Annotated in this window: 16 protein-coding genes; 12 read left to right on the top strand and 4 right to left on the bottom strand. The window is 42.2% G+C overall.

Annotated features, from left to right (window positions below):
- The first annotated feature begins 78 nt into the window (after positions 1-78).
- Positions 79-972 carry an SdiA-regulated domain-containing protein gene (locus tag R9C00_15540; GenBank protein WPO33116.1) on the top strand — a complete coding sequence of 298 codons (894 nt, stop codon included), beginning with the start codon at positions 79-81 and terminating at the stop codon, positions 970-972.
- An 11-nt stretch (positions 973-983) separates the two neighbouring features.
- Entirely contained in the window at positions 984-4,751 is a 3,768-nt protein-coding gene (locus R9C00_15545; GenBank protein WPO33117.1) for a BamA/TamA family outer membrane protein, read from the top strand.
- A 3-nt stretch (positions 4,752-4,754) separates the two neighbouring features.
- On the opposite strand, the gene R9C00_15550 is transcribed toward R9C00_15545, so the two are convergent.
- The gene (locus R9C00_15550) at positions 4,755-5,573 is read right to left on the bottom strand and encodes an ion transporter (protein ID WPO33118.1); all 819 of its coding nucleotides are present in this window, start codon (positions 5,571-5,573) and stop codon (positions 4,755-4,757) included.
- A 133-nt stretch (positions 5,574-5,706) separates the two neighbouring features.
- Between R9C00_15550 and R9C00_15555 the strand changes: the two genes are divergently transcribed.
- Positions 5,707-6,240: a M3 family metallopeptidase gene (locus tag R9C00_15555; GenBank protein ID WPO33119.1), complete on the top strand. Its 534-nt coding sequence runs from the start codon at positions 5,707-5,709 to the stop codon at positions 6,238-6,240.
- Positions 6,126-6,938, top strand: a complete 813-nt coding sequence (locus R9C00_15560) for a M3 family metallopeptidase (GenBank protein WPO38773.1) — start codon at positions 6,126-6,128, stop codon at positions 6,936-6,938. Before R9C00_15555 ends, R9C00_15560 begins: the two co-directional genes overlap by 115 nt.
- 83 nt (positions 6,939-7,021) lie before the next feature.
- Here the strand turns inward: R9C00_15560 and R9C00_15565 are convergent, their stop codons facing one another.
- The 3 genes from R9C00_15565 to R9C00_15575 are packed head-to-tail and all read right to left on the bottom strand — an operon-like array spanning position 7,022 to position 8,460.
- Positions 7,022-7,669, bottom strand: coding sequence for an ATP-dependent Clp protease proteolytic subunit (locus R9C00_15565; GenBank protein ID WPO33120.1), 648 nt, complete (start codon positions 7,667-7,669; stop codon positions 7,022-7,024).
- A 4-nt stretch (positions 7,670-7,673) separates the two neighbouring features.
- Positions 7,674-7,943, bottom strand: coding sequence for a hypothetical protein (locus R9C00_15570; protein ID WPO33121.1), 270 nt, complete (start codon positions 7,941-7,943; stop codon positions 7,674-7,676).
- A complete protein-coding gene (locus R9C00_15575) occupies positions 7,924-8,460 on the bottom strand; it encodes a sigma-70 family RNA polymerase sigma factor (GenBank protein WPO33122.1) in 537 nt (178 codons plus the stop codon). The genes R9C00_15570 and R9C00_15575 overlap by 20 nt, the downstream gene beginning before the upstream one ends.
- A gap of 299 nt (positions 8,461-8,759) precedes the next feature.
- Between R9C00_15575 and R9C00_15580 the strand changes: the two genes are divergently transcribed.
- From R9C00_15580 to R9C00_15615, 8 genes are all read left to right on the top strand, one after another.
- Positions 8,760-9,617, top strand: a complete 858-nt coding sequence (locus tag R9C00_15580) for an AraC family transcriptional regulator (protein WPO33123.1) — start codon at positions 8,760-8,762, stop codon at positions 9,615-9,617.
- A gap of 394 nt (positions 9,618-10,011) precedes the next feature.
- Complete coding sequence (locus R9C00_15585; GenBank protein ID WPO33124.1) at positions 10,012-10,362, top strand: hypothetical protein; 351 nt, start codon at positions 10,012-10,014, stop codon at positions 10,360-10,362.
- 303 nt (positions 10,363-10,665) lie between these two features.
- Positions 10,666-11,085, top strand: a complete 420-nt coding sequence (tnpA, locus tag R9C00_15590) for an IS200/IS605 family transposase (GenBank protein WPO33125.1) — start codon at positions 10,666-10,668, stop codon at positions 11,083-11,085.
- Between the two features lie 154 nt (positions 11,086-11,239).
- Complete coding sequence (locus R9C00_15595; GenBank protein ID WPO33126.1) at positions 11,240-11,740, top strand: DUF1772 domain-containing protein; 501 nt, start codon at positions 11,240-11,242, stop codon at positions 11,738-11,740.
- A 193-nt stretch (positions 11,741-11,933) separates the two neighbouring features.
- A complete protein-coding gene (locus R9C00_15600) occupies positions 11,934-12,773 on the top strand; it encodes an NAD(P)H-binding protein (protein ID WPO33127.1) in 840 nt (279 codons plus the stop codon).
- A 6-nt stretch (positions 12,774-12,779) separates the two neighbouring features.
- Positions 12,780-13,175: a DUF5367 family protein gene (locus tag R9C00_15605; GenBank protein WPO33128.1), complete on the top strand. Its 396-nt coding sequence runs from the start codon at positions 12,780-12,782 to the stop codon at positions 13,173-13,175.
- Positions 13,176-13,255: 80 nt separating this feature from the next.
- Positions 13,256-14,266 carry a glycoside hydrolase family 43 protein gene (locus R9C00_15610; protein ID WPO33129.1) on the top strand — a complete coding sequence of 337 codons (1,011 nt, stop codon included), beginning with the start codon at positions 13,256-13,258 and terminating at the stop codon, positions 14,264-14,266.
- A 120-nt stretch (positions 14,267-14,386) separates the two neighbouring features.
- A complete protein-coding gene (locus R9C00_15615; protein WPO33130.1) occupies positions 14,387-15,742 on the top strand; it encodes a glycosyl hydrolase family 28 protein in 1,356 nt (451 codons plus the stop codon).
- Positions 15,743-15,770 lie beyond the last annotated feature (28 nt).

Genomic DNA, 15,770 nt, shown 5'->3' on the forward strand with positions numbered 1-15,770 from the left:
ATCTATTCTTCCTTTAATTTTACCCCAACATTAAGATTAAAAAAATCTGCTAAAGATTAGTTCAGAAGTCGATAACTCATGAATACGAAAAGAAGCCAAATATTACTTTTTTACCTTTTCGCCTACAGCTTGTTTCTCAGCTCATGCGACAATTTTAACCAAAGGAAATATGTAAAAGTTGATGACCCAACCTTTCCTTATAGCTTATGGACCGAGTCGGAAACCTATCAACTTAACGATGAGCTTTCAGAAATTTCTGGCATCCATTATATGGAAGATGGCCTTATGGCATGCATAGAGGACGAAAATGGCCTTATCTATTTCTATGACCTAAACTCCAAGTCTGTGGTAAAGAAAGTGAAATTTGCCAAATCTGGAGATTACGAAGATATAGAAATAATTGACTCCGTAGCTTATGTAATTAGGAGCGATGGCAAGCTTTACGAGATAACCAATTATTTATCTGACAAACCGCAAGTCAAAAAATATGACACGCCGCTCAATAGCAAAAATGACGTAGAGGGCATGTGCTACGACAAGGAAAACAACAGGCTGCTCCTTGCCTGCAAAAACGACGCAGGAATAGAACAAGAACTGCCAGGGCAAAGAGCGGTATATAGTTTCAACCTCGATAAAATGAAGCTGAGCAAAAAACCTGTATTCACGGTTTTCTTGGCCGACCTTTCAGAAAAGGCGAAAACTAAAGTAGATTTTGCGCCTTCTGGCATTGAAATCCACCCCATTTCCAATGAAATTTACTTGATATCTACCGTAGGCAAGTTGATGTTGATTTTAAACAAGTCGGGAAAGTTCATCAAAGCCAAAAGGTTTGGGGTTAACAATAAATTTAACCAGCCTGAAGGCATCACCTTCTCAAAATCTGGCACCATGTTCATTTCCAATGAAGCAAGAATATCTCAGGCAAACATCTTGAGATTTGATCCAATACCAGCTGATATTTCTTCTAACTAAGCACTAAATCCATGAGGAATATTTACCTACTTACACTCATTTTTATCTTGGGAGGATTTAAGTCCTCGTTTTCCCAATACTATAACCCTAACCAAAGCCAATGGCAAGAAAGAAAAGTGAGCGATACACTTCAGCTTTCACACCAAGTATTTCTCATTGGCGATGCCGGCAAGCCCCAAACAGATGGCAATGACCCTGTACTCAACTTATTGAAAAGCAAGATACGAGCTGCGGGAAAAAACAGCACGACCATTTTCCTAGGCGATAACATTTATCCTCTTGGCATGCCGGCACCCGACCACCCTAGCCGCAAGCAATCTGAAGAAAGGCTCAGCGCCCAGCTTGAAATCTTAAAAGAATACGAAGGGATGGGAATAGTAGTCCCTGGCAACCACGATTGGTCGCAAAGCGGAAAAAATGGCTACGCAAATATTCTCTACCAACAAGAGTTCATAGAAAAAGTACTGGGGCTTTCGGTTTTCTCACCTACCGACGGCTGCCCTGGTCCTGTGGAAATCCCTCTCGGTGAAGATATCGTCTTAATCATCTACGATTCGCAATGGTGGATTCACCAGCACGACAAACCTGAAGGAGAGGAATCTACCTGTGAGATAAAATCTGAGGAAGAATTCCTAATAGCGATGGACGATGCCATCAACCGTAATTACGATAAAAAAATAATTGTGGCGGCGCACCACCCTCTGTACAGCAATGGATTACATGGCGGCCATGCACCAGGCAAGTATCACCTTTTCCCGCTCACCGATATTAAGAAAAACCTTTATATCCCATTGCCCATTTTGGGGACGGGTTATGTGTTTTACAGAACAGTTCTCGGAAATATCCAAGACATCCCCCACCCTAATTATAAGCTGCTGAGGAAAAGCTTAGAAAGCATTTTCGAGCAACACCCTGACCTCATCTATGTGGCAGGACACGACCACTCGCTCCAGCTTATCAAAAAACCTTCGGCTAATTATATAATAAGCGGTGCTGGAAGCAAAGAAACATTCGTAAAACATAAAGACAAAGCCGATTTTGCCTATGCAAAAAAGGGATTTTCGGTTATAAACTTTTATAACAACGGTGAAACTTGGGTCGATTTTATCACCACAGAAGAGCCCGCAGGAAAATTGGTTTTCCGCAAACAACTGATTGGTCCAACGCCGCCCAAACCTCCTTCTATTTTCGATGGGGAAATTGATATTTCGGAGATAAATGTGGATGCCAAGGCTACCGAACACCTCAATGCTGGCTCTTTTAAAAAACTGTGGCTAGGGGAAAACTACCGAAAGGAATGGCACGAGCCTTTGCAAAATGTCCCTCTTTTTGATATTGGAACCGAAAGAGGCGGGCTTGTCATAAAAAAACGAGGCGGTGGGCAACAGACCAAATCCTTGCGCCTTGAAGCAAAAAATGAAAAACAATACGTGCTCCGGTCCATTGAGAAGTTTCCTGAAAAAGCTGTTCCACTTAGTTTGCGTGGGACAATTGCCGCCGATGTGGTAGAAGATCAAATCTCCGGCTCGCATCCTTACGGAGCTTTCGTGATCCCAAAACTAGCCGATGCCATGGGTGTTTACCACACCAACCCTAAAATAGTTTATCTGCCAGACGACCCTCGCCTAACCATTTATCGCAAAGATTTCGGCGGTGCGCTTTACCTCTACGAAGAACGACCAGATGACGACTGGAGCGATGCAGGTTTCTTTGGAAACTCAAAAAAGATTGTAAGCACGCCAGATGTCCTAGAAAAAACTAGGGAAGACAACGATGACCTTGTCGACCAAATGCATGTGTTGAAATCGAGGCTGTTTGATATGTGGATAGGCGACTGGGACAGGCACGATGACCAATGGCGCTGGGCGAGGTTCAAAGACGAGAAAAACGACACGAAAATTTACCGACCCATCCCACGCGACCGAGATCAAGCTTTTTTCAATGCGGAAGGGATTTTGATTTCTGTTGCCAACCGCAAGTGGGGCCTAAGGAAGTTCCAAGGGTTCAAACATGAAATTCGCGACCCAGAGGGCTATGGGTTCAATGCGAGGTACTTCGACCGTTCCTTCCTCACCGAACCTACGCTGGACGATTGGCTGGAAACATCTAACAAACTCCAATCGGTAATGACCAATGAGCTGATAGAAGAGGCGATCAAAGAATTTCCACCAGAAATTTATAGGTACAGTGGCGAAGAAATTATTTCCAAGCTAAAGTCCAGAAGAGATCATATGGATGAATACGCCGAGACACTTTACCGCTCAATTTCAAGAGAAGTAAATGTGACTGGAAGTGATAAACATGAGCTTTTTGAAGTCAACCGCATAAACGACACCGATACGGAGGTAAAAGTTTGGAAGGTAAAAAAAGACGACCACGAAAAGAAAAACCTGATCTACGATAGAGTTTTCAAAAGAGGAGAAACGAAAGAAATAAGGCTGTATGGTTTCGGTGGAGAAGACATTTTCAACATAAAAGGAAATGTTAACAAAGGCATCAAAATCAGAGTAATAGGCGGTGAAGACCATGATATGGTTTCAGACAGCTCGCAGGTAAAAGGGAGTAAAAAAACATTGGTTTACGACACCTTTGAAGGAAGCACCTTGTACAAAACCAAAGAAGTAAAAGATCTGAGATCCAAAAAACCAAGTGTAAATTCCTATAACAGAAAGGAGTTTCAGTACAACCTCTTAGCTCCGATAGCCACTGCAAAATATAACCCAGCTGATGGTATTTTCTTCGGGCCTGGCGCATTGATAATTCGACATGGATTTAGAAAAGAACCTTATAAATCAAAGCACACAATCCTTACCGATTTCTCACCTAAAACCCAGTCTTTTGAGTTTACCTACAAGGGAGAGTTCATCGATGCGCTGAAGGGAATGGACTACCTGATAGATTTTAGCCTCCGTGATCCAAGCTGGGTAGACTATTTTTATGGTTCTGGAAATGAAACTGAAAATATCCGTAGCGAAGAAGGTACCGAATATTACCGAGTAAGATACGATCACCTGCGTATTGTCCAAGGGTTGAGAAAACGTTACAAGGGCAAAGTCCATGAATTTGGAGGCTTTTTAGGTATTCAGCATATTCATGTACAAGAAGAACAGAATGAAAAAAGGTTTTTAGTCGATTACTTATCTGGACCAGATTCTGTAGACCTTTTTGGAAATGACAACACATTTGCAGGGCTCAACCTTACCTACCAGCTGGACTTAAGAGATAATGAAATATCCCCGACCAAAGGGATACTATTCGACATAAGCGCATGGGGCGTTTCTGGACTAAGCGACACAGACTTTGAGGAAATTTCCTATACCCGTTACAATGGGAATTTCTCTTTCTACATAAGCACTCCCCAGAAGAGGTTCAAAACAACTTTTGCAAGCCGAATGGGTGGAGGAATAAACATAAACAACTACCAAGAAGTATATCAATCGCAAACGTTGGGAGGGCTTAGAAACCTACGAGGCTACAGAAGGCAGCGTTTTGCAGGCGAAAAGTCCCTTTATTTCAACAATGAAATACGGTCACAATTACTAAACCTCAAAACGTATATATTACCCTTTCAATTTGGTATCTTAGGGTTTTACGATATTGGAAGAGTGTGGGTAAAAAATGATCCATCAACAGCAACAGGAAAATCATCTAAATGGCACAAAGGTTATGGTTTAGGAGTTTGGATCGAACCTATGGATGCAGTAGTGCTCTCCGTCGATTTTTCGAATTCTGAAGAAGAGCATTGGTATCCGTTCCTGAGACTTGGCTTTTTGTTTTAAAAATCAATCATGTACATGCTCCCCTAGCTTTTCACCGCAATGGGGGCAGTACTTAATTTTTTTAGGAGCTGCATTGTCTTCATCTTCCAGTTCCCTCAGCTCGTCTTTACGCATTTTATCTACAAAAGCCGAACTGAGGATACCCGTTGGCAAAGCGACAATCCCTATCCCAAGCAAGGCGATAATCCCGCTCATGAGCTTTCCAAAGGGTGTGATGGGATACACATCCCCATAGCCTACCGTAGTGAGCGTGGCAACCGCCCACCAAAGCGATTCGGGAATATTGGGAAAGGCTTTGGGCTGAGCATCGTGCTCTACATAATACATCAATATAGAGGAAAAAAGGAGCATGATCAACGTTACAAACATCGTAACGCCGAGGTCTTCCTTTTTATCTTTGAACACTTCCAATACCAAATTGAAGGACTTGGAATACCTCTTGAGCTTAAAGATTCGCAACAACCTAAAAAGCCTAAGCGTCCGGAGAAACCGGAGGTCGGCATGAATAATAAGAGGAAGATAAAATGGAAGGATGGCCAAGAAATCTACTAACCCTAAAGGGGAAATTACAAATTTGAAAAGAGACTTTATTTTCTTTCCCTTCGCCCCTTTCACCCAAGCCATGCGCAATCTCACAAGGTACTCGACTGAAAAAACCATGACAGAAAACACGTCAAATGCATTGAAATACATATGATAATCATCGTACCAATCGTCAAACGATTCGAGTACAATCATCGTAATATTCATTAAAATAAGAAGCGTAATAAACCGCTCCAATCTATATTTAAGGCTTTTATTTATCTCCTTCTTTTTGGGCATTCTATGGATGATTTTGGCTTGCTTTTGTAAAATCTTAGTTGCTACTTAAAGCATCTTTAAATTTCATCTATTCTAGTGAAAAACTATTAATTTTCAGGAAACTTTCCATAGTTTAAAGCTACGCCGCGAGCGAGTGGAGCTTCTGGGGCATACCAACTATGCGGTATGGCGCTTGCAAGATTGCATGGCAAAGACACCTGAAAATGCGACGGGATTGATGGAAGCGGTGTGGCCAGCAACCATTGCCCGAGTAGCCGAAGAGGTTGCCGATATGCAAGCCGTTGCGGATAAAAATGGGGACAAGATTACCATTGAGCCTTGGGATTACCGCTTCTATGCAGAGAAAGTACGAAAAGCAAAATACGACCTTGATTCCGATGAGGTGAAGCAATACCTCCAGCTAGACAAACTGACGGAAGCGATGCTCTGGGTAGCAGGCGAGTTGTTCAACTATACCTTCACACCTGTTCCAGAAGGCTCTGTACCTGTCTTCCATGAAGATGTGAAGGTATGGGAGGTTACCAACAAAGATTCGGGCGAGAGCATCGGGCTTTGCCGTATGCGAGGCAAGGCAAGCGTTCGGGAGCGTGGGCAACTACCTACCGAAGCCACACTACTTTCGATGGCAAAACCAACGTACTGGCTTCTAACAACTCTAACTTTGTGAAGCCTGCTCCGGGGGAAGCCCTGCTCGTTTCTTGGGACGATGCCACTACTTTCTTCCATGAGTTTGGCCATGCGTTACACTTCTTCTCTTCCAATGTAAAATACCCGACCCTCAACGGCGGCGTGAGAGATTACACCGAATTCCAATCTCAGCTGCTAGAGCGTTGGCTCTCTACCGATGAGGTGATCAACACCTATTTGGTGCATAATGAAACGGGCGAGCCCATGCCTGCCGAATTGGTTGCTAAAATCAAAAATGCGGCTACGTTCAAGCAAGGATTCTCTACTACAGAATACTTGGCATCGGCGCTGATGGATATGAAACTCCACTTGGCTGACCCTAGCAATATTGACATTGATGCATTTGAGCATGAAACACTTGCTGAATTAAACATGCCAAAAGAATTGCCGATGCGCCACCGCACACCGCAATTTGGGCACGTATTCTCTGGCGAAGGCTATGCAACGGCTTACTACGGCTACATGTGGGCAGATGTGCTCACAGCAGATGCAGCAGAAGCTTTTGCCGAAGCACCGGGCGGTTTTTACGACGAGGAAATGGCGGCAAAACTCGTGAAGTATTTGTTCGCCCCAAGGAACTCGATGGATCCGGCTGAAGCGTATCGCCTGTTCAGAGGCCGAGATGCAAAAATTGAGGCATTGATGCGAGACAGGGGCTTCCCTGTTCCTGCGGAGTAGCAATAGTATTCTTTTTAGCACATGGGTAAAGATAGAAAGCCTTTGCCCATGTGCTTTTTAAAAAATCGATTTTTAAGAGGCGGTCAATTCCCATTCCCATAAAAAGTAAACTCAGGTTCTTTTCCTTCAAATTTGATGAGGTTGGAGGTATCCCCCAACACTTCATCTACCAAGCCGTATTCTTTTGCTTCAATGGCATTTAAGAACTTATCCCTTCGGAAAAACTCGTCGATTTCGGTGAGAGTATGACCTGTGTTTTTACCCATGATGTGGGAAAGCTGAGCTTGAAGCCTTTCTTGTTCGTGCGTGGCAATCCGAACATCTTCAGTATACCCTTTCGCACCTCCTCCGGTAGGATGCTGATGGATGGTCGCTTGTGCCAAGGCATATCGGCGTCCTTTTTCACCAGAAGTGAGCAAGGCTGTCCCCATGCTCCCGCTAAACCCCACTGCAGTGGAGACTGGGGCGGTAATCATCTGCATGGCATCATAGATTGCCAATCCTGCATATACCGACCCTCCGGGGCAATGGATATACATATCGATTTGCCGCTTTTGGTCCTGGCTATTTAGATAAAGTAATTGGGCCACTATCAAATTAGCAACTTGGTCGTCAATAGCCGTTCCTAAAAAGATGATGCGCTCTTTTAAGAGCAAACTGAAAATATCATAAGACCTTTCCCCTCGGCTGGTTTGGTCGATAACCATAGGGATCACTTGCGAGTGTATCATATGTTTAGTATTTGAAAATGGTGCGAATACGTTCTTGAAATGTTTTGTGCTTTGTAGCAGTAAACAATCGGTGTTCAACTGCCTTTATCTCTTCTCTTAGCTTTTGCCGACCGTATAATTGTACAAGCCTGTAGGTTCTTACTTGCCACTCAACTTTTTCTCTCAATTGGGGATTGAGTAGCAGTTGCACCTCAGTCACAAGCCTTTCCGAAGGATCTCCCTCTTGCTGTAGCCAATGCTCTATTTGTTGTACCTCAGTCAATGAAGTCTTCATAGCTCAATGATTTTTGTTTTACATTATCGCGCACCTTTTCCAGGCATTTGAATTTTTGTACGGTAGCTGATCGTTCGCTGCTATACCCAAATCGGGTGGCGACATCTTTCATATTTAGCCTTTCATAATAGAAAGACTGCAATAAATCCATGCATTTTTGCCCCGATTGCCTGAGGAACAAGAGCAACTTTTCTGTCAATGGTTTTGCCTCCTCCTCACCTTCCCATTCTATATTCTCAAGCCCAATTATCGCCTTTTTTTTCTCATGGCTTTTTAGCCAAAGGTTCTTTACAATCCCTACTAAATAAGCTTTATCGCTTACTTCAGGCTGAAAAGTGTTGTCCACTCTCTTTTCATAATATAGAATAAGCGCCTCTTGGAAGAGCTCTTTGGCTTCTTCCAAATCTCCACCCCTTTTATGGAGGTACGAGCAAACCGATGGAAACACCTCGGTATACCACTCGGTAAGTTGGTCTTCTCTTGTTGTTGGGGTTTTAGGTTTTTCTACTACAAGCATGGCTAAGCTTTTTTACTATATGTCCTTGTTTTGAAAAAGTATCACCTCAAGATCAGCGTTTTTTTTCAAAGCCACAAGATTCAAGCAAAAAGTAAAACCTGTTATTTCCCTTCATACACCCTTTCACTATAAAGATACCTTTGTGGGAAACAAAGGATTTCCTATTCCTTCGAAATAGTCTTTTTGAAATATCATGTAAAGGCATTACTTTCGGTAGCATCTTTATTTTCAACAAGCGTGACACTTACAAATAGTGTAGGCACGAGCGAGACGCTCGCGCTAGTTAACTATACAATCCCATGACAAGAGACATCATAGATATCAACGATTTTACCGTGATGGTGGAAACTGCCAATTCGGAAGTGGAAATAGTTGATTCCTGCTTTTTTGAAGAGCCTGTTATCGGGGTTGCTTTCTATGGTGCCGGCAATGTTGATCTCACCGTTAAGTATGATGACAAGCAAAAAGAATTCAAGCACACAAAAGGCTTGGCGTTGTCTTTTTATGCCGATGAAAAGGTGGAGTTTATGCACACCGTCTCTGCATCTAAACCACTTGAATGTATCTTAATAGCTACAAGAGCCAACAAGCTGGAAACTTTGCCCAACCTAGAGGGGGAATTGTTTGGGGAAATGCTTCATCAATTGGTTCATCCTAAAAACCATTTTGTACAAGGACCTAATTTTTTCATGAGCCCTGAGATGCATTCTATCATAGAGCAGTTGTTTCATAGTAAGTACGAGGGAAAGGCTAAAATCATGTTTTTTAAGAGTCAAGTAACTTCCTTGCTTGCGCATTTCTTCGGTCAGCTTTCTTTATTTTCAGAAGAAACTATTCCTGCCGATGAAAGGGAGAGGCTGCAACAGGCAAAAGAAATCCTTTCCACAAATCTGGAAGCCCCTCCTTCCCTATCGGAGCTTTCCAAGCTAATAGGTTTGAACACCTTTAAGCTAAAAAAGAACTTCAAAGAATTATTCGGCGTCCCCGTGTTCAAATACCTGCAAAACGAACGGCTAACAACTGCCTACGACCTTATTCGAAACCAAAAAATGACGATTCAAGAAGCTGCCTGGCACGTAGGCTACGATAGCCTAAGCTCTTTTTCCAATGCCTTCGCCAAAAAATTTGGCTTCCGCCCAAGTGAGATAAAGGGGTGAATCCTGGTTGCTAGTTGCTAGTTGCTAGTTAATAACGGCTATAATTTAGGCTAAAGCCATTTTGTTTTAACTTTCAAACGGGGCTTGAAAGCCCCGTCTAGTTAGTTTTTCATCACTAGCAACAAGCTTTAGCCTAAACTATGAGCTAGCTTGTGAAAAGAATAAAGCCTTTACAAATCAAATTGTGATATATTCTAATAAAATAGTAGAATAACTCGTAACCTGTAACACGCAACCATCAGCCAAGGATAATACAGTGAAAAAAGGTCTTTTAAAACCCAAAAAGAATCCCTAAAACTCAGCTAATCCTTTTCGAACAAATCATGCTACTTTTCGGACAAGAGAAACCGTAGCCAAAGCCCCACATTTGTTTCATCAATCATTTACAAAAGCGATGAAACAAAAAAGAATCTCCTTTCTGAACTCTATAGTCCTTCTTCTGGGGGCAGCATGTATGTTGGCTTTTCAACTGCAAAAGCAACCGAAGCTTAGGCAGGAAACCAGCCATTCGGATACCGAACTACTGAAGCAAGCTGCTTTTGAAGTACTACAAGCAAAATGCAATATCTGCCATATAAAGAAGAACCCTCGCAAAGTCTTTTCTAAGGAAAACATGTCTGATTTAGCGCCGAAGATCTACAAGCAAGTCTTTGTAAAAAAGCGCATGCCCAAGGGCAGGAAAATCCAACTCACCACTGAAGAATATGCCGCTCTTGAAAAGTGGCTTGACGTTCAACTAGAATAAGTTTTATAGCAGGCTACAATTGTTGGCTTACTCTATTTCACTTGCTGAAAGTTACTGGTTGCTGGTAAAAAAAGGAAATATCCTGCCCAGAAACCGATAACCCTCAATCGCAACGGCGAACCATAAGAATCATCCGAAGAACTACAAAACGGATAAAAAATCAGGTCAAAAGCTTTTTGGTTTTAATATCAACTTAGAAATCCACGCTCTATGAGCGTGGTTAATAACCGCTCTGCGTGGCTAAGCCAGAAAACGGCCCAATGATTATATTCAAGAGTTGTCCCCACAACCGAAGAATATATTATGAGCCGTTTTCACAAATTGTCACATTCGATCTGGTATTGCAAGTACCATATAGTTTGGACACCTAAATATAGGTATAGAATCCTCGAAGGAGCAATAAAAAGGGCAGCAATAGAGCATATAATGCAGTACGCCGCCCAAAAGAAATGTATTATCGATACGCTGAACGTCCAAAAGGACCATGTTCACTTGATTATCGATATCCCTCCCAAATATTCGGTTTCCGATGTGGTGGGGATCTTGAAGGGCCGGACAGCCATACGGTTGTTTTCAAAGTTCAAGAAGCTGAAGCAACGCCCCTATTGGGGCAACCGTTTTTGGGCAACAGGCTATTGTGTTGATACGGTAGGGCTTGACCCAGAAAAGATAAGGCTTTACGTGGAGTATCAAGAAGAACAGGAAAAAAAGAACGAGAGCTAAGAATAACAAAGTAATAAAATAGATTTATAACCGGGGACAATGAATTCCTTTGCCTCCTTTGGGGGCAAGGGCAGTTTACCCCCTTACAGGGGTTATCACAATTCCCCGCCCTTTGGGTGGGGATCTTTTAATCATCAGAAAACAACTTTTAATAATGGGAATCTCTATCAAATCAATCACTCTGTTCAGTGCCGTTTTGTTTACAGGTCTTTCGGCGGGGCTATTTTATGCTTGGGCTGTCTCTGTTATTCCGGGCACAAAAAAGGTCATAGATATGACGTATTTGGAAACGATGCAGTCGATTAACCGAGCAATTTTAAACCCGGCATTTTTCCTTAGTTTCTTTGGAAGCTTATTACTCTTAACAATTAGTAGCATCCAGCAATATCAAACTGGTCTTACTTTTTGGATCATGCTAGCTGCTACGCTCACTTACTTGGTTGGCACATTTGGGGTCACAGCCTTTGGCAATATCCCCCTCAATAATACATTAGATGCACTTGCACTCAACAAGCTAAACATCAATCAGCTTACCGAATTTAGGACTAACTACGAAGTCAAATGGAATAAGCTACACATGATCAGAACCGCTTTTTCGATTCTCTCATTTTCACTCTCACTTATAGCGGTATTCTCTCATTCAAAAAATCTTTAAGTAAAGAATTAGAAATAAACAGTCCAAAAAAACGCAGTAGTTTTTGTCCAAGCCTAGACGCAAAAAACGAGCATAGCCGTAGTTACGTGAGTCTTTTTGCAACGAAGGGTTGGGCAAAAAGAACAAGTTTTTCGGGCTTGGTTATTTCTAATTCTTTACTAATCATATTCATAACCTATAAAATCTAATAATTATGGAACAATCTATTTTAGTAATTGGTGGAACTGGTAAAACTGGTAGAAAAGTAGTTCAACGCTTACAAGAACAAGGGCACAACCCTAGAATAGGCTCTCGAAACGCAGCTATTCCTTTCGACTGGCAAGACGCTACTACTTGGCAAACTGCAATGGAGGGAATAGAAAAGATGTATGTCACCTTCCAGCCCGATTTGGCTGTACCCGGCGCTGTAGAGATAATTACGGCATTGACCGAGCAGGCAAAACAAAGCGGGGTAAAAAAGATAGTCCTTTTGTCTGGCAAAGGAGAAATTGAAGCAGAGCGCTGCGAGCAAATAGTGATCAACTCGGGAATAGCCTATACTATCACTCGGGCAAGTTGGTTCAGCCAAAATTTCAGCGAAAGCTTTTTTATAGACCCTATACTCGCTGGGCATGTAGCCTTGCCCAAACCAGAAGCCAAAGTTCCTTATGTGGATACGGGTGACATTGCAGATGTAGTAGTTGAAGCTTTGCTAAATGAGAAGCACAATGGAAAGCTCTATGAGTTGACAGGACCTAGGTTGTTGACTTTCCCTGAGGTAGTGAATGAAATAGCTACGGCATCTGGAAGAGAGATTCCCTTCACTCCTATTTCCCTAGAAGCGTTTATAGATGCCCTAAAAAAGGCTGGTGTTCCTTCAGACTACACCTGGTTGATCAATTACCTCTTTGCCGAAGTATTGGATGCCAAGGGCAATGATATTGTTTCAAACGATATTGAAAAAGTGTTGGGAAGGAAGGCAAAAGACTTTAGCGAATATGCTCGGGAAACTGCCAAAACGGGCGTGTGGAATACTGTTTTGGAGCACAACTAAACTACCATGGATATAAAACGATTAATTCTCGCAGCGGTCGTTGCGTGGTGCTTAGGAGTAAGTGCTTATTCTTGCTCTTACTTATTCACCTTGTTGAACGACCCTGAAATGCAAGCGAATATTATACTTACCATTGCGCTAATTCCAAGCGCTATTATTGGAGCAAGATTTTACTATGCAAAAGAGGAAGTGAACGGCTTCAAACTAGGAAGTATGATGTTTTTGGTCACCATGTGTTTAGATGCGCTAATTACCGTCCCCTTACTGATTATTCCAAGTGGAGGAAGCTACCTTTCCTTCTTCTCAGATCTTGGATTTTGGTTGATTGCCGTGGAGTATATTTTGGTAGTAGGAACCTATTCGGCTTATCTAGCTCGGTCTCGTAAAAGACAAGTTTTTTGATATTGACGAGACAATTTTCGCCTCAATTCAATTGGTTTAATATATTTGCTAAGTTTTGTAAACATCTAAAAACCAGTTAAATGAATTTAATTGTATTTAAGACATTTGTAATGTTCACAATGGCTTTTGCCTTCTCATTTCAAGTGAGCTCACAATCCTTCCAGTTTGATAATCCACTAGCTGAAGAACGTGCCGACCCTTGGGTATATAAAACTGAAGATGGTATCTATTATTTAATTGCCACCGTTCCTGCCTACGACCGTATTGTAATCAGGAAAGCTGACAGCATAAATGGTTTGAAAGGTGCAAAAGAAAAAGAGGTTTGGCACAAGCACGACAAAGGTGTGATGAGCCACCACATTTGGGCACCTGAGTTACACAGAATTGATGGCAAATGGTATATCTATTTTGCCGCAGGTGAAGCTGAAAATATTTGGAATATCAGAATGTGGGCGCTGTCCAATTCTTCGGATGACCCAATGGAGGGAGAATGGAAAGAAGAAGGAAGAATAATGACCGACAGAGATTCTTTCTCTTTGGACGCTACCTCTTTTGTGCACAAAGGCAAAAGGTACATGATATGGGCACAGAACATTACAGAGGGAAAACAAGGAACTGCTTTGGTGATGTCAGAAATGAAAGACCCTACTACGCTCAAAGGACCAGAAGTGGTATTGACAGAGCCTGAGTTTTCTTGGGAAAAAGTAAAATACAATGTAAACGAAGGCCCTGCAGTGATCAATAGAAATGGGAAAATCTTTGTTACCTATTCGGCAAGTGCTACCAATTCCAATTACTGCTTGGGCTTGCTTTGGATAGATGAAGATACCGACCTGTTGGACGTCAACAACTGGCACAAATCTCCTGGACCTGTTTTCCATTCCAATGAAGATGTAAAAAGGTTTGGCCCTGGGCACAATTCATTCACCACCGCCGAAGATGGAGAAACCGTCATCATGATTTACCATGCACGTGATTATAAGGGAATAAAAGGAGATGAATTGTCAGACCCGAACCGTGCTACTCGTGCCCGTGAAGTAAAATGGACACCAAGTGGTTTCCCTGATTTTATGCAAAAGAAGGAAGACTAAGTGAAAGCTTTTCGTGAAGAAACAAAAGAGGGCATGGCAATTTAGTTATTGCTTATGCCCTCTTTTCCAATTACTAAAATATATTTTAGAACATATTTCACCCAACCCATTAATAAGAAAATGAAACTATTATCGACATTAACTATCTGCATAGTAGGCTTAGCCCTATTTTCTTGCTCGCCCAAAACGGATACCCCACCACCCATTCCTCCTCTCACCGCCGATGTATTTCCCGATGGCACAGAAATTCCTGACTGGTTTTCCGACACTACCAAAATTACCTTAGCTGAACTAGGAACACAATTCATCATTACTGACTATGGAGTGAAGGAGGACAGCACTGTGCTCCAAACCGAAGCTATTCAGCAGACAATTGACAATGCTGCCGAACAAGGTGGAGGCGTGGTCATAATTCCTAAAGGAGTTTATTTGAGCGGAGCTTTGTTCTTCAAACCGAAAACCTCTCTCTACCTTGCCGAAGGAGCTGTGCTGAAAGGCTCGGACAAGATTGAGGATTATCCTAAAATACCTTCGAGAATGGAAGGGCAAAACTTGGCCTATTTCCCAGCCTTGATCAACGCCTATGGCGTAGATGGCTTTAGTATTTCGGGAAAAGGAACGCTCAATGGAAATGGTATGAACTATTGGAAAGCTTTTTGGCAGCGCCGAGAAGAAAACCCTGACTGCACCAACTTAGAGGTTTCCCGACCTCGCTTGGTGTTCATTTGGGACTGTGATAATGTCCAATTGCAAGATGTAAAATTGATCAATGCTGGATTTTGGTCAAGCCATTATTACCAGTGCAACAATGTGAAAATACTCGACCTTTTTATCTACTCGCCTTACCAGCCCATAAAGGCGCCAAGCACCGATGCAATTGACCTTGACGTATGTTCGAATGTGCTAATAAAAGACTGCTACATGTCCGTGAACGACGATGCAATTGCCTTGAAAGGAGGAAAAGGTCCCTTAGCCGACAAAGACAGCCTCAACGGGGAGAACACCAATATCATTATAGAAAATTGTGAATTTGGCTTTTGCCACTCTGCTCTTACCTGCGGCAGTGAATCTATCCACAACAAGAACATCATTATGCGGGATTGTTTTGTGACCGAAGCAAAAAGGCTCTTATGGCTTAAAATGAGAGATGACACTCCACAGAAATACGAATACATCACCGTAAAAAACATCAAAGGACAAGTCCATAGCTGTATTTATGTAAAACCTTGGAGTCAGTTCTTCGATCTTAAAGGACAAACAGAAAGACCCATTTCGACTGGGGAACATGTAACCATGAGCAACTTGGACTTGAAATGTGATATCTTTTTCGATGTGAAAACGAATGAGTTCAACCAGCTTTCGCATTTCGTTTTTGAGGACATGGTGATTGAGACTAAAAATCCTGAGGTAGATAAAAGCATCATTGAGGATTTTACACTCAAAAATGTAATGGTAAACAACAGTCTGGTTCAGTAAACTAAAAAAGGATAGGCTTTAAAAAAAG

Source organism: Flammeovirgaceae bacterium SG7u.111 (assembly GCA_034044135.1).
Classification (GTDB): domain Bacteria; phylum Bacteroidota; class Bacteroidia; order Cytophagales; family Flammeovirgaceae.

Coding starts and splice junctions, on each gene's coding strand:
- tnpA (WPO33125.1), top strand. CDS start 10,666: ATGAGCCGTTTTCACAAATTGTCACATTCGATCTGGTATTGCAAGTAC.
- R9C00_15610 (WPO33129.1), top strand. CDS start 13,256: ATGAATTTAATTGTATTTAAGACATTTGTAATGTTCACAATGGCTTTT.
- R9C00_15600 (WPO33127.1), top strand. CDS start 11,934: ATGGAACAATCTATTTTAGTAATTGGTGGAACTGGTAAAACTGGTAGA.
- R9C00_15545 (WPO33117.1), top strand. CDS start 984: ATGAGGAATATTTACCTACTTACACTCATTTTTATCTTGGGAGGATTT.
- R9C00_15540 (WPO33116.1), top strand. CDS start 79: ATGAATACGAAAAGAAGCCAAATATTACTTTTTTACCTTTTCGCCTAC.
- R9C00_15575 (WPO33122.1), bottom strand. CDS start 8,460: ATGCTTGTAGTAGAAAAACCTAAAACCCCAACAACAAGAGAAGACCAA.
- R9C00_15570 (WPO33121.1), bottom strand. CDS start 7,943: ATGAAGACTTCATTGACTGAGGTACAACAAATAGAGCATTGGCTACAG.
- R9C00_15595 (WPO33126.1), top strand. CDS start 11,240: ATGGGAATCTCTATCAAATCAATCACTCTGTTCAGTGCCGTTTTGTTT.
- R9C00_15580 (WPO33123.1), top strand. CDS start 8,760: ATGACAAGAGACATCATAGATATCAACGATTTTACCGTGATGGTGGAA.
- R9C00_15615 (WPO33130.1), top strand. CDS start 14,387: ATGAAACTATTATCGACATTAACTATCTGCATAGTAGGCTTAGCCCTA.
- R9C00_15585 (WPO33124.1), top strand. CDS start 10,012: ATGAAACAAAAAAGAATCTCCTTTCTGAACTCTATAGTCCTTCTTCTG.
- R9C00_15565 (WPO33120.1), bottom strand. CDS start 7,669: ATGATACACTCGCAAGTGATCCCTATGGTTATCGACCAAACCAGCCGA.
- R9C00_15605 (WPO33128.1), top strand. CDS start 12,780: ATGGATATAAAACGATTAATTCTCGCAGCGGTCGTTGCGTGGTGCTTA.
- R9C00_15550 (WPO33118.1), bottom strand. CDS start 5,573: ATGCCCAAAAAGAAGGAGATAAATAAAAGCCTTAAATATAGATTGGAG.